Consider the following 16761-nt stretch of genomic DNA (forward strand, 5'->3'; position numbering starts at 1 on the left):
ACTTAATTGAAAAAGAAAATTATAATAGTAAGCTCATTAATATTTGCCGTTATTCTTATTCCGATTATTCTCGTCTGCTTTGCTTTCGGGCTTGCTCCGCAATACGATAAATCTTTTTACGGCGGCATGGCAGTTAAATATAACAGATTGAAGAGCGTAGAGGGGAAGAAGGTTGTTATTATCGGCGGGTCGAGCGTGGCGTTCGGTATTCGTTCGGATATAATGGAAGAACAATTGAATATGCCGATTGTCAATTTCGGATTGTATGCTAATTTGGGCACCAAATACATGCTGGACGTTGCCGAGGATTTTATTGCCGAAGGGGATATCGTTATAATCACACCCGAACAGAACTCGCAGGCGTTGTCGCTTTATTTTAATGCGGAAGCGGTATGGTATTCCGTGGACGGGTGCTATGAAATACTCAATAAAATTCCTTCGGGTAATTACGGGGATTTAGCTAAAAATTTCATGAAGTTTACGAGCGGCAAGTTTAATTATTGGAATAACAATAATAAACCAGATCCCGACGGGGTATACAACGTACGCTCGTTCAATGCTTACGGGGATATCGAATATTCGCGCCCGTACAATACAATGCAAAACGACTACGATTCGGGAATGAGTATCTCGTTTAAGACAGAAGTTATCGCAACAGAGTTTATCGACTATCTTAATGAGTATAGAAACAAGCTTGTAAACAGAGGCGCGGCGGTGTACTACTCATTTTGTCCGATGAACTCGTCCGCGCTTGAAGAAAACACTTCCGACGACGATAAAGTAGCATATTATAATTACCTCACCGAAAAATTAAATTTCCCGATTATAGGTAATCCAAATACGCATCTACTTGACAGCGGTTGGTTTTACGATAGTAATTTTCATTTGAACGACGCGGGCGCGGTATATTACTCAACATTGCTTGCGCAAGAGATAAAGGCGGAAATAAATGATTTTACTCCGATTATAGCCGATTTACCGGATAAGCCGCAAAAACCAGGGGAAGACGGAAATAGCTCGCAAGGTCAGTTGTCGCAAGACTTAACGGACGCGTCGAAGATATTTAATTTGAGCGGAGTGACCGTAACTTCGCAAGACGGCGAGGTTGTATTAACGGGAGCTTGGACTATTGACGGACTGACCGATTACGGCAAATCGTTAACCGAAATTATAATCCCAAGCACTCTTGCGGGATTACCTGTTAAAAATATTGCGGATGGTTGCTTCAAAGATAACGTTAATATCGTGAAAATAACATTCGGAGAGAATATCGCAACGGTAGGAAGAAACGCTTTCGAAAATTGCGTTAACCTTAGCGGGATATATATAACTTCGCTTGATCCCGATAGCTATCATCCTGCGTCGGATATATTTGATGGACTTGATAATTGTGCGTTCTATGTCCCGCAAGAGGTATATGCCACGGAATATGCCGTCAATTATTTCTGGGGGGCGTTAGGACAAAATCACTTAAAGTGGTATTAAAATTTTGCCGAGTGTCGTAGATGTGACGACTTGGCGGTGGATTATCAAAAGAGATAGATAAAAGGACAAAGAGTGAGAATTTAAGCGTTAATTTATAAAGTCAACCAATAGTTATTATAGCGGTAGTTTTTACTGTTCTGTATATGTCAATGAATACAATCGAAAAGCAACATGATTCTCGATTGTATTTTTATAAGTGCGGCATATTGCCGTAAACATTTTTGTACGAAAAGCCCAATAATACCGAAATATTATTGTCAACATTGCGTTACGCCGCATATACAATTGCTATGGAAAGCGAAATGACTTATTGTGAGCTCAAACGCCGTGAGGTTATCAACGGCAGCGACGGTCGGCGCATGGGACATATCGTCGATCTCGTGTTCTCGCCAAACGACGGTAAGGTGAAGGGTATCATACTTCCGTACGGCAAGCGCGGCGTATTTGGCAAGTCGCAGGATCTGTTCGTGCCGTGGCAGTGCATTCAAAAGATAGGCGAGGACGTAATACTAGTCGAAATTCACGACCTGCCGTGCGGTACGCCTACGTGTACGCCTCGGCGCGAGCGCATAGAGCGTATCGACCGTTCTGCGCCGCCACCGCCTTCGCCGCCCAACCCGCACAAAAAGCCCGACCGCGCGTGCGACGGCAAGTGTGAAAAGTGTATGCTTTTCGATTGTGCCGACAGATGGGAAGGCGCGGCATGCTGACAGGGAATGGGTCAAAGGGTGCAGGGAATGTTTAGTTAATATATTGTTTATTACGAGTTTGACAATAATTATTTATTATGATATAATTGCCGTGATACAAATAAAAAGTATTGCGGCTTTTTATTGTTCGGTTATAATGCTCAAAGGAAAAACGTATTATGAAATGTATCTATTGCGGTAATGCGGAAAGCAAGGTAGTAGACTCGCGCTCGACGGACGAGGGTAACAGCATACGCCGTAGGCGCGAATGCTTGCAGTGCGGTAAGCGTTTTACCACGTACGAGGTAATCGAGTCCACGCCCGTGCTCGTAGTCAAGCAGGACGGAACGCGTCAGCAGTTCGACCCGCTCAAAATCAAGGGTGGCTTGATCAAAGCTTGTGAAAAGCGCCCCGTCGCCATTCGCGATATAGACGCGCTCGTGGCGTCCGTCGAGAAGCAGGTGTATAACTCGCTCGAACAGGAGATCTCAACCAAGCGCATAGGCGAGATGGTAATGGAACAGCTCAAAGAGCTCGACCAAATCGCGTACGTGCGGTTCGCTTCGGTCTACCGCGATTTCCGCGACGTTACTTCGTTCATAGAATTTATCAATGCTTTTAAGTAAAGTATAGCAAACAAGGCAGGTGCGCATTTGACCCTATTCGATTGCAAACCCAATACTGTCGGCAAAGTCAGCGCTATCGGCGGCGACGCGGATACGCATAGGCGGCTTGTGGATATGGGTTTAATGGATATGGGGTGTTTTGTGCGCGTTAAGTCGCGCCGCGCGGTGCTTGCCGATTTTGATTGCGGGTTTACTGCGGTCGTTCAATCGAATCTGGCGACCGAAATAGAAGTAGCGGTGCGCAAATGAAGCTTGCGCTGTGCGGAAATCCCAACGTCGGCAAAACGACCTTGTATAACTGTTTGACGCGCTCCGACGCGCCCGTCGGCAATTGGCACGGCGTGACCGTCGACGCGATAACAAAGCGCATGGGCGCGCACACGCTGACCGATCTGCCCGGTGCGTACTCGCTCACACCGCGCACCGAGGAAGAACGAATTACCGTTCGCGAAATTCTGTTCGGCGATTATGACCTGTATATCTACGTAGCCGAGGTCAATAATTTACGGCGCAACCTATATATGCTCGCACAGCTCGTGGAGGCGGGCAAGCGGTGTATGCTCGTCGTGAACATGATGGACGAGGCGCGGGGCGAGGTAAACTTCGCAGAGCTCGAAAAGCGGCTGAATATGCCCGTCATCGGCACATCCGCACGCGAGCGGACCAAAGAAAAGATTATATCGGCGGCGGAACGAGCGGTGAAAATTTCGCCGCGCTTACCCGATTATACAAACGACGACCGCGTTAAGAGTTTATCGAATAAGATAGCTAATGTGGCGAATAAGGCGGGGTATACTCCCGCGTTTGCGGCGTTAAAAGCACTGGAAGGCGACGGAGAAGTATTAGAGCGGCTGGGTGTCCCTATTACTCGCGATAACGTAGACTATCCCGCACGGCTCAGATATAAATATATCGACGGCTTGCTTAGCGGCATAGTATACAAGCCGACAGTGCCGAAGCGCACCGTTAAGCTCGATAAGATTTTGCTGGGAAAAGCGGCGTTACCCATATTTCTGCTCGTAATGGCGGCGACTTTCGTTATCACGTTCGAAGTCGCTAGGCCGCTGTCCAACCTTATCGCGCGGGCGGGCGAGCCTTTTTCCGATTTTGTTTTTAATTCATCCTTGCCCGATTGGGTGATTTCGCTGTTATGCGACGGGTTTATATCGGGCGTGGGCTCGGTATTGTCGTTCTTGCCGCAAGTGGTGTTATTGTTCCTCTTGACGGCATTGCTTCAAGACAGCGGATACATGAGCCGTGTTGCGTTCGCCGCCGACGGGTTTTTCAATAAGTTCGGGTTGAGCGGCAGAGCGGCGTTCTCGCTCGTATTGGGGCTTGGATGCTCGGCAACCGCCGTACTGTCTACGCGCGGTATAGCAGGAGAAAGAACGCGAAAGCGCGCGGCGTTCGCAGTGCCGTTCTGCCCGTGCAGCGCGCGGCTTGCAGTGTTCACTGCGATCGCGTCGTATATGGGGCTGAGCGGGTTCGTAGTCGCCGCAATGTACGTTTTAAGTTTTATAGTCATGCTCGGCGTGTTGTACGCAATGAAGCTGTTCGACCGAAAACGCGAGCAGGGTGCGCCGCTCATTATGGAAATGCCGCCGTATAGACTTCCCAACTTCAAGCGCGTATTAAGTGTGGTGTGGCACAACGTATTATCGTTCGTCGGGCGGGTCGGTTCGGTCGTGCTTGCGGTAAGCGTTATATTCTGGGCGCTGTGCAACTTCTCCGTACGCGACGGCTTTTGCGGCGGAGCGACCAGTATAATGTGCACGACCGCGAAGCTTATTGCGCCGCTGTTCACGCCACTCGGCTTCGGTAATTGGAAGGCGGTAGCCGCGCTCGTTTCGGGCATAGCCGCCAAAGAGACTGTCATATCTGTGATAGCTTCGCTCGGCGGAATTGCCGAGGTGTTCGGCGGATCGAAGCTTGCGGCTGTGTCGTTCACCATATTCACCGCATTGTACGTGCCGTGCATTGCCACGGTGTCCGCGCTCGCCAAGGAGTCGGGGATAAAGCAGGCGGCGCTGTCGGTGTCCGTCCATACCGCCGCGGCATACCTGGCGTCACTTGTATTCTATCAATCGGCGCGACTGTTTCAAATAAACGCCGTAGCGTTCGCCGTTGAGTGTTCGGCGGCAGTGGCGGCAATGTTGATAATATTCGTAACGCTCAAACTTGTGCGGGGTAAGCGAAAAGCGCGTTCCGCATAGGCACTAATTAATAGAGAAAGCAACCATGGGAAAAAAGCTTGAATTCACAATAGAAAAGCAAGAACGCCTGACATCGTTCTTGGCAAGCTCGGTCGCTGGCATGACGAGAGCGAAAGCCGATCTTTTGATAAAGAGCGGCGAGGTGCGCGTGAACGGCTTGCGCGTGAAAACCAACGCTATGCTCGAAGCGGGCGATACCATGCGTGTATTTGTGCCCGATTTTGTACAAAATAACGGTATACGCCCGTATGTTGTTTACGAGGACGAAAATATCGTAGTGTTCGACAAGCCCAAGCGTACGGCGTACGACAGCTTGCCCGAATTGTACGGCGCGCCGCTGTTTGCGGTGCACCGCCTCGACACTAACACTACGGGGCTTATCGTGTTCGCCAAGACCGAACGAGCGCAGGAAGAGCTTTCGGCGGCGTTCAAGGACAGGCGAGTGGATAAGACATATCAAGCGGTGGTGTGTCCTGCGCCCAAAGAGGATAGGGCGACGCTCACCGCGTATACCAAGCTCATGCCGTCGCAAAACACTGCGCTAGTGTCTGACAGCCCCAAGCCCGACTACAAAACTATGATAACCGAGTACGAGGTCGTGGAACGTATCGGCGACGCGGCCGTTCTCGAAGTCAAACTGCACACGGGCAGAACGCATCAGATCCGCGCGCACCTTGCGCATATAGGTTGCCCGATAGTTGGCGAACACAAGTACGGATCTAAGACCGCGCAAAAGCTTTCGGGTGCGCCCGATACGCAAATGCTCGCCGCAGTGTCGTTAAAGTTCTACGGGCTCGGTAAGGGGCTTCAATACCTTAACGGCAAGACTTTCGAGGCGAAGAGTGGATTCGACTTATCGTTTTTACGCGACGGAAGCAAGTAGTAGAAATAATGTTTTGTTCGTTTCTATATCTTTTTTAAAGTGGCGTAGAGAAATTAATAACGGCAAGAAACTAATTGGGTGTAACGAAATATTACTCACTTAGTACACGCACAACACTAAGGTTTTCTAGCTTATGTCTTTTCAAGGCGGCGTTTAGATATTAATAACGCAACGAAATTATTCGGGTGTAAACAAAAATGAACGAGTTAAGTCAATACACAACACTAAGGTTTTCTTGCCTACTTCTTTCCAAAAAGAAGTAGGTTTCTATTGACAAACTTCGGCAAATATAGTAAAATATATGGCATAATGACGACGAAAGACATAAAAGAAGAGGCGAGGAAAAAACTTGCCCTTAATATGCACCAAGCGATAGCGCTTTACACGATCGAGCTGACGATTTTAATAACGTTGATTGCGCTCGTGGTTATGTCGTGCGTGTGCTTGGGCGTAAACAAACCCGCGGCGATAGTCATGATTTGCTACGGCTGCTTGCTCGGCATTATGGCGTTCGTGGGAATGGGCATGGTCAATTTCGGTCTCGTCGATTTTTATCTTTGGTCGTACCGTTGCAAGCCCTATAACATTCGGCGATTGGGTGAAACGCTCGCGCGCAGTAACATAACCAAGATTTTCATTCTCAGCCTTAAACGTACGCTTTTAGCATTCCTTTTACTTCTTTGTCTTATCGTGCCCGGCGTGATATACCTTATCCGCACGTCCATGGCAAACTATTTGCTTATTGCAAATCCCAAGATGAAACCGTCCGCTGCACTGTCCGCGTCAAACAAGGTCATGAGCGGCAAAACCGGTCCGTACTTCGCGCTGTGTATGTCGCTTATCGGTTGGTATCTTCTCGGCGTAGTCACGCTCGGACTCGGCTTCATCTTTATACTTCCTTATACAAACCTTGTTAAAGTCGTATACTATAAACGTAATCTCCAAGGCGACAAAGCGATTTACACGTATACGGGCGAGGACTCGCCGTCGGTGTATGCCAACCCGCCCGCTTACGGCGTTGCGCAAACCTCTGCGGCGCAGGCACAGCAAGCGCAACAGGATCAAGTTCAAGTCGTTCAGGCGCAGGCGCAACAAGAGGTCTTATATGCCAATCCCGCGCCAATGGACGCTCTCGAAGAGGAAGACATTCGCGATATGAACGATGCTATGCGCGTGTTCGGCAACGAGGTAGAGGATAACGTTCCCGAAGTTCCGCTCACGGCGCCCGTCAAAAAGACTAAGGCGAATAAGACCGAGCCTGCTCCCGAAGTTCAGGCGGAGCCCGTCGTGGTTGAAGCTCAGGTGGAAACACCCGTTGTCGAGCCGATAGCTGTTGGCAAGCCTATCGACGACAGCGGCATAGTCGAAACCGAGCGCGTACTCACCACGCAGGAGATAGAAGCTAACGATGCGGCGCGCAACAGAATAATAGCCGATATGTACGCTCCCGGCGCAAAGAGAAAGCCCGAGGTCAACTACTTCGGCGGTGATCACGTCGATTCCGCCGCGAACGGAACGGCGCAGTCCGATACGTTCGTCGACGATTTCGGCGTAGAACCGAGCGAGCCGCAGCAACAGCAGCAAACGATAATAGAACCTCAACCGATAGTTCAGTCGCAGCCTGTAATCGTAGAAGAACCTACGGCTATCGAAGAGCCGGTAATAAGCGACGTCGATTTCGATGCATTCCTGCGTGAATTCGACAGCCAAACCGAAGCCGAGCAAGCGGAAGCCGCGGCAACCGAGCCCGAACCCGTTGCGCCCACTGCGGCAAACGACAGACGAGCGGCTCGTCCCGTAGCGGAACCGCGTAGAAATGCCGACCGTGCTTCGGTGCGCGGCAGTGCAAACAACAGCAATCAACCGTCCGACCGCGCAGAGCGTATGCGGCGCGAGCGCGAAGAGCGGCTAAATAATCTTAACAAAAAACAGTAGGTCATCGTGAAAGAAAAACGAACGTACTCACTGACCGCAAAGGAACGCAAACAAAAGCGCATTGCGGCGGAAAATAAGGCAAAAGGCGCGAGCGGACAACAAAAGGCCACGGCTCCCGTTAAAGAAGCGCCCGTAGAAACGCGCGAAAGCGAAGAACGCGCGATGGCAGTTGCGCAAAAACGCAGTAAAACGTCTGCGCTTGTAGTCGGCGCGGTCGTCGGCGTTGCGATAATATTGCTAATTACGGCGCTTCTTGTGCCGGTTATTTTGCTCTTCGTCAATCCGTACCGTGGTCAAGGCGAGGTTGTCGCCAGGTTCAACCTCAGCAACGGCATGACTCTTGAATACGTGATAGACGAGGATGATTACGACACCGCGGCAACGAACTTCATATTCCTTGCCAAGAACAAGTTTTTCGACAATACCGTTTTCTACGACGTGCAAAACGGCTGGCTTAGGTTCGGAGGATACGAGGCCCCGCCCGAAGGCACTACGAGCTATAATACGTCGCATCACAAGGGTGATAGTGAGAGTTACATTAATAACTTCTCGGCACTTCCCAACAACAGGTTCGATAAAGCGGCGCGTAAGTTCGGATACAGGCTCAACGCCGATAAGAACGGTAGGGATGAGAAACAGCTCAATAAAGAGGGTATTCTTACTTTCCGTTACAGCGACTCGGCTACCGAGTTCCAAATGACGTACAGAGAACAGGCGACAAATCAACTTGTTCAGGAAAATGGCGATAATTCCAAGACTTACGACGTTAACTCGACGATGGTCGGACACGCGCTCAACCAAAAAACTATCGAAAATACCAAGGCGATTGCAGAGCTTCCCACGCAGAAGAATACCAAGTCCGAATACGTTTATTATTCGTTGACATCCAATATCATGATAAATAGCGTTAAGGTGTATAACCTCGATCAGTCCAAATGGCGTAACTTCGACTTTATCGATTACATGAACGGTAAGGATAAGGATAACAACAACAGAATTTATCAGTGGATAGGCACGATATAAAATAAACACAAAACGACGGCTCGTAAGGACCGTCGTTTTTGTATAAATTTTTTCTGTCGGGCGATAATCAATATCATGATTATCGGTCTGGTTTTGTGCGGCTTGGTCGCGGTATTATTATTTTTCGGGATAGCCGAGCGAGTGTTTAAGAGCTTCGGTGTGGCGGGCTGGCTCGGGTTCGTGTTTATAGGCGTGCTCGTAGGCAGCGCGTTCATCCCGTCTTTTTCGATCGGAGCGGTGCGGTTCAATGTTGCGGGCTTTTTCGCACCGTTGCTGTTCGCCGCGGTGTTTTTCTTTCTTGCCGTGCGGACGCACGAAGCGCTACATGCGCTCGTCACAACAAGCGTTATCGTCGCGCTGTTTATAGCCGTATGGCTACTGATACAGCCGATTACAAATGACACGGTGACGGTTATTATTGTCGGGTTCTTGTGCGGCGCGGTGAGCTATCTCGTCGGCAAAACCAAACTCTCGTCGCTTGCCGCACTGTTTTTGGGAATGCCGATAGGCGAGGTAATATCGTCGGCGGTCGGTATGTATGTGTATGGCACGCCCATGCAGTTCGGCACCGCAGCAACGTTCGACGCGGTAATTCTTGCCGCCGTGTTCTCGGTCGTACTCAGCGAAGCGATTTCTGCTATCAAGCGCGCCGTGAACAATAAAGCGCACCGCAAGCAAGCAGATATGCTGCTTAACACCGAAGCCGCAGAGGAGTTTGATAAGGACGAGTATAAGAAGTATTTTGATGAATAGAAATCAATTAGGAATTAGAAATTAGTATTTAGGAATTGAGGACTCGTTAAAATGTGGCGTAAAGAAATTAATAACGACACGAAATTAATTGGGTGTAAACAAAACGAATTACTCAATTCCATACACCACATTAAAATTTTCTTGCCTACTTCTTTTCTAAAAGAAGTAGGTTAAATATTGATTAAAAACACGACATTTTGTTTACAAGATAAATCAAATATGATACAATACAATAGCTATGAAACACACCGTTGCTATTGTAGGACGGCCCAACGTAGGCAAGTCTACACTGATAAATAAAATAAGCGGCAGGCGAGTTGCGATCGTCGACGATATGCCGGGCGTTACACGCGACAGGCTTTACGCCGACTGCGAGTGGTGCGGCAAGGAATTCACGTTGATCGACACGGGCGGCATCGACGACAGCGACGACGGTATTTCACGTTCGGTCAAACGCCAAGCCCTCGACGCGGTCGAGCTTAGCTCGGTCGTTATCTTTGTTACCGATATCAAACAGGGCGTGCTTTCGGGCGACGCCGAAATTGCGGAGGTACTGCGCAAAAGCAATAAGCCCGTCGTGCTTGCCGTCAACAAGGCGGACTCGTCCAACCGCGATAACGTTTACGATTTCTACCAGCTGGGGTTAGGCGAGCCGTTCCTTATTTCCGCCGAGCACGGTACGGGTGTCGGCGATCTTCTTGACGCTGTATGTGAGAGCTTTCCTCTCGCCGTTGACGACGAGGGCGAAAAACCGTTGTCTATCGCCGTCGTCGGCAAGCCAAACGTAGGCAAATCTTCGCTTGTAAACCGCTTGTCGGGCTACGAACGTTCTATCGTGTCCGATGTCGCCGGCACTACGCGCGACGCTATCGATACGCGCATAACGGTAAACGGCACCGACTACACGCTGATCGACACTGCGGGTATGCGCCGTAAGCGCGACATCCCCGATAAATCGATAGAGCGATACTCCGTCCTTCGTGCAATAGCGGCGATCAAGCGCGCCGACGTCGTGCTCATCGTTATCGACGCGTCGCAGCCAGTTACCGAGCAGGACGAAAAGATAGCGGGGCTCGTTCACGAAGCGGGCAAGCCGTCGGTCGTCGTTCTCAACAAGTGGGACGCGGTGGAGAAATCGACTTTCACGCTCAACGAAAAAACGGACGAGCTGAAAGAGCACCTCGCGTTCATGAGCTATTTCACGAGCGTATCGGTGTCGGCGGTAACAGGTCAGCGCGTCGAGCGCATACTCGAAGAAGCCGAGCGCGTATACGCCAACGCCACACGCCGCGTATCGACGGGCGTACTTAACGAGCTCGTGGGACAAGCGGTAGCCGCCACCGAGCCCACCGCACGTAAAGGGCGTAAAGCCAAAATTCTGTACGCCACGCAACCCGACGTGTGTCCGCCGTTGTTCGTGTTCAAAGTAAATGATGCCAAGCTTGTTCACTTCTCGTACGAACGTTATCTCGAAAACTCACTGCGCCGTGCGCTCGACTTTTCTGGTACGCCCATAAAATTGAAGTTCATAGGCAGGGAAGACAAATGACGATACCCGTTTCCATGCAAATACTTGCGGGCGTGCTCGTCGCCGTCGGCTCGTACTTTATAGGCAATATCAACAGCGCTATACTTATAAGCAAGCTTAAAGGCAAGGATATTCGTCAGTGCGGAAGCGGCAACCCCGGCACTATGAATATGCTCCGTACCTATGGTAAGGTCTTGGGCGTGCTGACGCTCGTCCTCGACGTTCTTAAAGGCGTTATTCCGTGCTTGTTCGGCTGGCTGTTCATGGGTGGCGATCAGTTTCTCATGCTCGGCACGGACAGGATGGGAATGTACGTAGCGGGCTTTTGCGCCGTGCTCGGGCATATATATCCCGTAACGATGAAGTTTCACGGCGGCAAGGGCGCGGCTACGATAATCGGCGTGTGCCTGACTATGCAACCGCTGTACACGCTCGCGGCTTTCGCTATTGGCGTGGTGTTTCTAATAGTAACGCACGTCGGCTCGATCACCTCGTTCTTGATGATATGCCCGCCGCTCGTCGTGGAAAGCATCAACGCCGCGAACAACCCGCTCGGGCTGTACTGCTCGATAATACTCATGGCAATGTTCTGTTTGAGTCTGTTCGCTCACAGAAAAAACCTCGTAAAGCTCTTTTCGGGCAGGGAAGGACAAGTAGTCCTGTTCAAGTCCAAAAAACAAAAGCCGCGCAAGGACAGAGCAATCGTTTTCGACGAAACGGCGATTGCGGAATAAACAAGAAAGCAACGGCATTTACGAATAACCTAAACGAGAGGTAGGTATGGATATTAAAAAACGCGCTCAGCGCAACAGTAAGGTTCGCGGTACGATTACCGAGATCAACAAGACAGTTGCCAAGTTAGAGCGCATGAAGGAAGAATATAAACAGAAAGCGATACAAGCCAAACAACGCGGCGACAGCGCGTCCTATCAGCTTGCCAAGCACGGGCTCAACGCCACGCTCTCGCAGCTAAAACGCGCGCAGGAAATGCTTTTGAACATTGAAATAACGGCGGAATTACAGCGCATGGGCGAGACCAACGCAGACTTCTTGTCGGGTATGTCGACGATAGCTAAGCGCATAAGCAAGATAAACAAACAGTCCGACTTCGTTAAACTGCAAAAAGAGATAGACAGAGCGCTGTCGGGCATGGAAGAAGCGCAAGCGGGACTCGACGGCTTCCTGTCTAATTCGGAAGCGGCGTTCGCCGCGATTTCGTCCTCATCCGAAAGTCTTACAGACGAAGAAATGGACAGGTTTATCGACGGGCGTTTATCCGAAAAACAGCTCTTAATGGACGACGAGATCGAACGACTTCTGGCTGCGACCGGCGGAGCCGGTAAATCGGAAACGCCCGCGCAAAAGATCGAAGTGCCCGTAGACGGGCATACGCAGTCCGCGCCGAATGATAATCTTGTCGCCAAGCCGTTCCCAGGACCGAGCGGCGTATACGATTTTTCACCTGTAAAATCGACAGCGGTACCCAAAGAGCTGATTTCTACTCTCGGTCTTACCTCGCTCGAAGAACCGTCGTATGCAAGCGCAAACGGGCAAATGCCGTTCGTCACTACGCCGCATATTCTTGTTTGCGGCGAAGGTTCCGAACGCGCGGCGTTTATCAAGCGCACGGTAACGGAGCTTATTTCGTCCTTTACGGCGAACGAACTGAAAATATCAGTCGTAGATCTCGACAGCTTGGGTTATAATATCTTTGACGGTGCGGCGCACTGTGCGGCGAATGTAACGACGGAAGCCGTAAGCGTGACCGCTGTCTTAGACGCGCTTATTGCCGAGGCCGATAAACGCTACGGACTGTTCGCGCAGAACGGTGTAAGCAATATAGCAGAGTACAACTATGCGGCTACGCAAAAGTTGCCGTTTGTGATCGCGGTGTTCGACGGGTGTCAAAAGGTGCGCACTCCGCAGTTCGATAGGGTATACGCTTCACTTGCGCGCCAATCGCGCGACTGCGGAATATTCACCGTTGTCGGCATGACGGGCGCGCCTACGCCTGCAGTCAAGGCTAATACTACCGAAGTAGCGCCGAGCGGACAGATAGACGACGGCGCGATCTCTCGCGTAGTCAATGTTGTCAGAGGGGGTGTCGTATGAGCGCAGAAAAGAAACGCATAAAAGAGCAGATGCTCGTCAACCAGGCGATAGCCTCTATAAAAAGACAGCTTAACGAGCTCGAAAACAGCCGTAAAAAATACATAGCCGCGGCGGTCAAGGCGCGCGAATGCGGTATCGCTTCGCAGTACAACCTTGCAAAAAACGCTATTCGTATCGTCACGCAACAGCGGCTTGTCGTCGAGCAAATGCTGTTAAATCTTCAGCTTAGCTCGCAGATCAAGGACGTGTCAGAGATGACTAAGTCGTTTGCCGACGGCATGAAGATACTGTCCGGCTCGATAGTCGAAACTACGGGCGGACTTAATTTCGAAAAGGTTACCAAGCAAATGAATAAGGCTATGGTATCTACGCAAATGAAGCAGGCGGAAACAGAAGCGTTCTTAGACGCGACGGAGGCAGGTTTTTCGGCGTTTGCGAGCGGTCACGGCACGGTCGAGGACGAGATAGACAGAATGCTTGAAAACGAGCTGACGGGCAATTCCGCGGGGCTTGACGCCGAGCTTGCCGAGCTCGAACGCAAGATCAAGGAAGGCGGCGTCGGCGGTAACGTATAATGAAGGACAACTACTTGGACGTCGAAGCCTTCGACGATGTTTACCGTAAGGCGGTTGATGCGCATAAAGCGGGCGATTTGCACAGTGCGCGCTTGTACTTTGCCAAGGCGGCGTCGGCAATGGAAAAACTCGCCGACAGCGGCGATCCCGCGCTTAAAGATAAGCGTAAGGCGCAGGCGAAAAAGCTACTCGACATAGCCTGCAATATCGAAAAGCAATCTACGGTAAACGGTGGGGCGGACGGTGGTGAGGACGACGGTTACGATCTTCTTAATGTCGTCAAACCTACCGATAAAATAACGTTCGACGACATAATAGGGCTCGACGAAGCAAAGGAAGCCATACGCCGCTTGCTTATCGATCCGCTCAACAATCCCGAAGCATACAAAAAATACGGGCTTAAAGCGGGCGGGTTTATATTGCTCGAAGGACCGCCGGGAACGGGTAAAACCACGTTCGCCAAGGCGGCGGCGCACGAGCTCGGCGTGCCGTTTGCGGAAGTCAACGCAAACGCTCTCGTCGACTCGTATATAGGCAAAACGGGCAAGAATATAGATAAGCTTTTTCGAGAGGCCCGCAATCTTGCAGAGAAAAAGAAATGCCCGGTGGTCTTGTTCGTGGATGAGCTCGACTTTTTGGCGCAAAAGCGCGGCGGCGAAAACAAGACCGCAGCCGAAGCTGTACCCACGCTCATTAAACAAATGGACGGGTTCGGCACTAACGCGGACGATCTCGTGCTCATCGCCGCGACCAATATAAAAGAAAGTCTCGATACCGCGGTGCTTAGTCGGTTTAGGAACGTTATCAATATTCCTTTGCCGATGGAAGCGGACAGACAGAAAATGTTCGCGCTTAAACTCAAACGGGTGAGCGAAAAGGATCTCGCCGAGCTCGACCTTATGGGGGCGGCAAAATTAAGCGACGGATTTTCGGGACGCGATATAACGCAGGTGTCGCTCGATTTCTTATCGATACTCGCGGCGCGTGACGCGCAGATAAAGCCCGTTGATAAGCCGCTGGGCGAACTGTTGAACTCGCTTATTATAAAGCGGGCGAGTAAGCTTTAATAGCTTGATAGCGCGCAAAAACACTCGAAAAACAAGAAAAAAACCGCAATAAGGTCGAAAATATTATCTTAAAGTAATTGTCAAACGGATTTTATTATGTTACAATATATAAGTAGCATACTATAATCGTGCTTAGAGGTAATATTGTGACGGCATATATAATCTCATACAGCATAATTTTGTTTCTCATAACGGCAGTAACGATTGTTACGTGCGTATTGTTGCTTCGTAGTAAAAAAAGCAAGCCGACTACCACCGTCCAAGAACTAAAAGGGCTTATGCCGGAGGTTTTCGACCGTAATAAAAAAGTGGCGCTGGTCATGCTCGATTTCGAAACCAAGGCGCCGGTTTTCATTACGCCGAATATAGACAAGTTTTTGGGTGTTACGCACGAGGAGATGGCGGGCGATATAGCGTTGTATAAGACGAATATCGATAAAACCGTCGCGCGCGATTTCGAGTACGGGCTGGAAAACTACGACGGCGAGGGAATTTATTCGTTTGATTTTAACGGAGTGGAAGGAAAGCACGTTGCCGTCCAGTGCTACGCCGCCGAGTACGAGGGTAAGAAATATTTGGCGTTCACGCTGGTTGACGATACCGATCAAAAGACTACGCTTGACATTATGCAGAAGGAATTAAATTCCGCGCTTTTGCAGGCTGCCGCCAAATCGTCATTCCTTTCCAATATGAGCCATGAGATCCGCACGCCGATGAACGGCGTTATGGGTATGCTCAAACTTGCGCGAATGAATATAAAAGACAAAAAGAAGGTAGAAAACTACTTGGAGCGCGCCGGCGATCTTTCCGTCTTTTTGTTGAGCATGATCAACGATATACTCGATATATCCAAGATCGAAAGCGGTAAAATGCAGTTGTTTAATTCGCAGTTCGACGTTATGGAATTTGCGGATAAGATATACAATATGTTCAATAGCACCGTTACGGGTAAGGGAATTACCTTCAATGTAGAAACGGTCGATTTTTCCGTACGATATCTTATGGGCGACGAACTGCGACTCACTCAGGTTGTCACCAACTTCGTATCCAACGCCAGTAAGTTCACTCCCGCAGGCGGCAGGATAGACGTAACGTTTAAACAGCTCGATCTAATCGGCGGCAATATTCAGCTCTTAATGCGCGTTCGTGATACGGGCAAGGGGATTGCGCCCGAAAATATCCAAAAGATCATGCGCCCCTTTGAGCAGGAGGAAGCGTCCACTGCGCACAATTACGGGGGCACGGGATTAGGACTTGCCATATGCGATAATATCGTACGCATGATGGGCGGTAATATAGTTGTAGACAGTACGCTCGGCAAGGGATCGGACTTTTCCGTGTTCTTGTCGTTGCCTGTCGCCGAAGTGGAGCAAGACCTTTCTAAGCCCGTCGAGTACGCGAAAAAGAAGCAGCCACAGGACTTCACATTCGACGGATGCCGTATTTTGCTTGCCGAGGACAACGAGGTCAACGCCGAGATCACGATAGAGATTTTGGAGAGCGAGGGCGCGAAGGTCACGCACGTGGTCGACGGGCGGGAGGCTGTGGAAGTGTTTACGAACAACCCCGCGCACTCGTTCGATCTTATTCTCATGGATATCCAAATGCCGCGGCTTAACGGCAGAGACGCAACCCGCGAAATTCGTAGCGGCGGCAAGGAAGACGCTTTAACGGTACCTATTATAGCGCTGTCCGCCGACGCGTTCGTAGAGGACGTAAAGAAGTCCGAGGAAGCGGGCATGGACGCTCACGTAAGCAAACCTATAGACTTTGACGCGCTCCGCAAACAGTCTGGAGATGTTATTGCTCACAAAAAATCGGGCGGCGGCAAGAATAAAGGATTCTTTTCAACGGTACACCTTCCTAAGTAAT

The 16761-nt window shown here is 50.2% G+C and carries 15 protein-coding genes; all 15 read left to right on the plus strand.

From position 1 onward, the window contains the following. Positions 1-6 precede the first annotated feature (6 nt). The 15 genes from HDT28_06180 to HDT28_06250 all read left to right on the plus strand — a co-directional run bounded on the left by HDT28_06180 (position 7) and on the right by HDT28_06250 (position 16760). The gene (locus HDT28_06180) at positions 7-1485 is read left to right on the plus strand and encodes a leucine-rich repeat protein (protein MBD5132158.1); all 1479 of its coding nucleotides are present in this window, start codon (positions 7-9) and stop codon (positions 1483-1485) included. Between the two features lie 302 nt (positions 1486-1787). Next, positions 1788-2195, plus strand: coding sequence for a YlmC/YmxH family sporulation protein (locus HDT28_06185; GenBank protein ID MBD5132159.1), 408 nt, complete (start codon positions 1788-1790; stop codon positions 2193-2195). A gap of 158 nt (positions 2196-2353) precedes the next feature. Next, positions 2354-2800 carry a transcriptional repressor NrdR gene (gene nrdR / locus HDT28_06190; GenBank protein MBD5132160.1) on the plus strand — a complete coding sequence of 149 codons (447 nt, stop codon included), beginning with the start codon at positions 2354-2356 and terminating at the stop codon, positions 2798-2800. Positions 2801-2827: 27 nt separating this feature from the next. Then, complete coding sequence (locus HDT28_06195; protein MBD5132161.1) at positions 2828-3049, plus strand: ferrous iron transport protein A; 222 nt, start codon at positions 2828-2830, stop codon at positions 3047-3049. Next, the gene (feoB, locus tag HDT28_06200) at positions 3046-5013 is read left to right on the plus strand and encodes a ferrous iron transport protein B (GenBank protein MBD5132162.1); all 1968 of its coding nucleotides are present in this window, start codon (positions 3046-3048) and stop codon (positions 5011-5013) included. The genes HDT28_06195 and feoB overlap by 4 nt, the downstream gene beginning before the upstream one ends. 25 nt (positions 5014-5038) lie before the next feature. Then, entirely contained in the window at positions 5039-5896 is an 858-nt protein-coding gene (locus HDT28_06205; protein ID MBD5132163.1) for an RluA family pseudouridine synthase, read from the plus strand. Positions 5897-6205: 309 nt separating this feature from the next. Next, positions 6206-7831, plus strand: a complete 1626-nt coding sequence (locus HDT28_06210; GenBank protein MBD5132164.1) for a DUF975 family protein — start codon at positions 6206-6208, stop codon at positions 7829-7831. Between the two features lie 6 nt (positions 7832-7837). Continuing rightward, complete coding sequence (locus HDT28_06215) at positions 7838-8854, plus strand: hypothetical protein (protein MBD5132165.1); 1017 nt, start codon at positions 7838-7840, stop codon at positions 8852-8854. Between the two features lie 75 nt (positions 8855-8929). Further along, positions 8930-9607 carry a hypothetical protein gene (locus HDT28_06220; GenBank protein MBD5132166.1) on the plus strand — a complete coding sequence of 226 codons (678 nt, stop codon included), beginning with the start codon at positions 8930-8932 and terminating at the stop codon, positions 9605-9607. Between the two features lie 238 nt (positions 9608-9845). Further along, positions 9846-11156, plus strand: a complete 1311-nt coding sequence (locus HDT28_06225) for a ribosome biogenesis GTPase Der (protein ID MBD5132167.1) — start codon at positions 9846-9848, stop codon at positions 11154-11156. Then, positions 11153-11869, plus strand: coding sequence for a glycerol-3-phosphate acyltransferase (locus HDT28_06230; protein MBD5132168.1), 717 nt, complete (start codon positions 11153-11155; stop codon positions 11867-11869). The genes HDT28_06225 and HDT28_06230 overlap by 4 nt, the downstream gene beginning before the upstream one ends. Positions 11870-11915: 46 nt before the next feature. Further along, positions 11916-13247 carry a hypothetical protein gene (locus HDT28_06235; protein MBD5132169.1) on the plus strand — a complete coding sequence of 444 codons (1332 nt, stop codon included), beginning with the start codon at positions 11916-11918 and terminating at the stop codon, positions 13245-13247. Then, complete coding sequence (locus HDT28_06240; protein MBD5132170.1) at positions 13244-13822, plus strand: hypothetical protein; 579 nt, start codon at positions 13244-13246, stop codon at positions 13820-13822. Before HDT28_06235 ends, HDT28_06240 begins: the two co-directional genes overlap by 4 nt. Beyond that, positions 13822-14889, plus strand: coding sequence for an ATP-binding protein (locus tag HDT28_06245; protein ID MBD5132171.1), 1068 nt, complete (start codon positions 13822-13824; stop codon positions 14887-14889). The genes HDT28_06240 and HDT28_06245 overlap by 1 nt, the downstream gene beginning before the upstream one ends. Positions 14890-15035: 146 nt before the next feature. After that, on the plus strand, positions 15036-16760 hold the full coding sequence (locus HDT28_06250; protein MBD5132172.1) for a response regulator: 1725 nt from the start codon (positions 15036-15038) through the stop codon (positions 16758-16760). The last annotated feature ends 1 nt before the right edge of the window (position 16761 follow it).

Source organism: Clostridiales bacterium, assembly GCA_014799665.1.
Classification (GTDB): Bacteria; Bacillota; Clostridia; order Christensenellales; family Pumilibacteraceae; genus Anaerocaecibacter.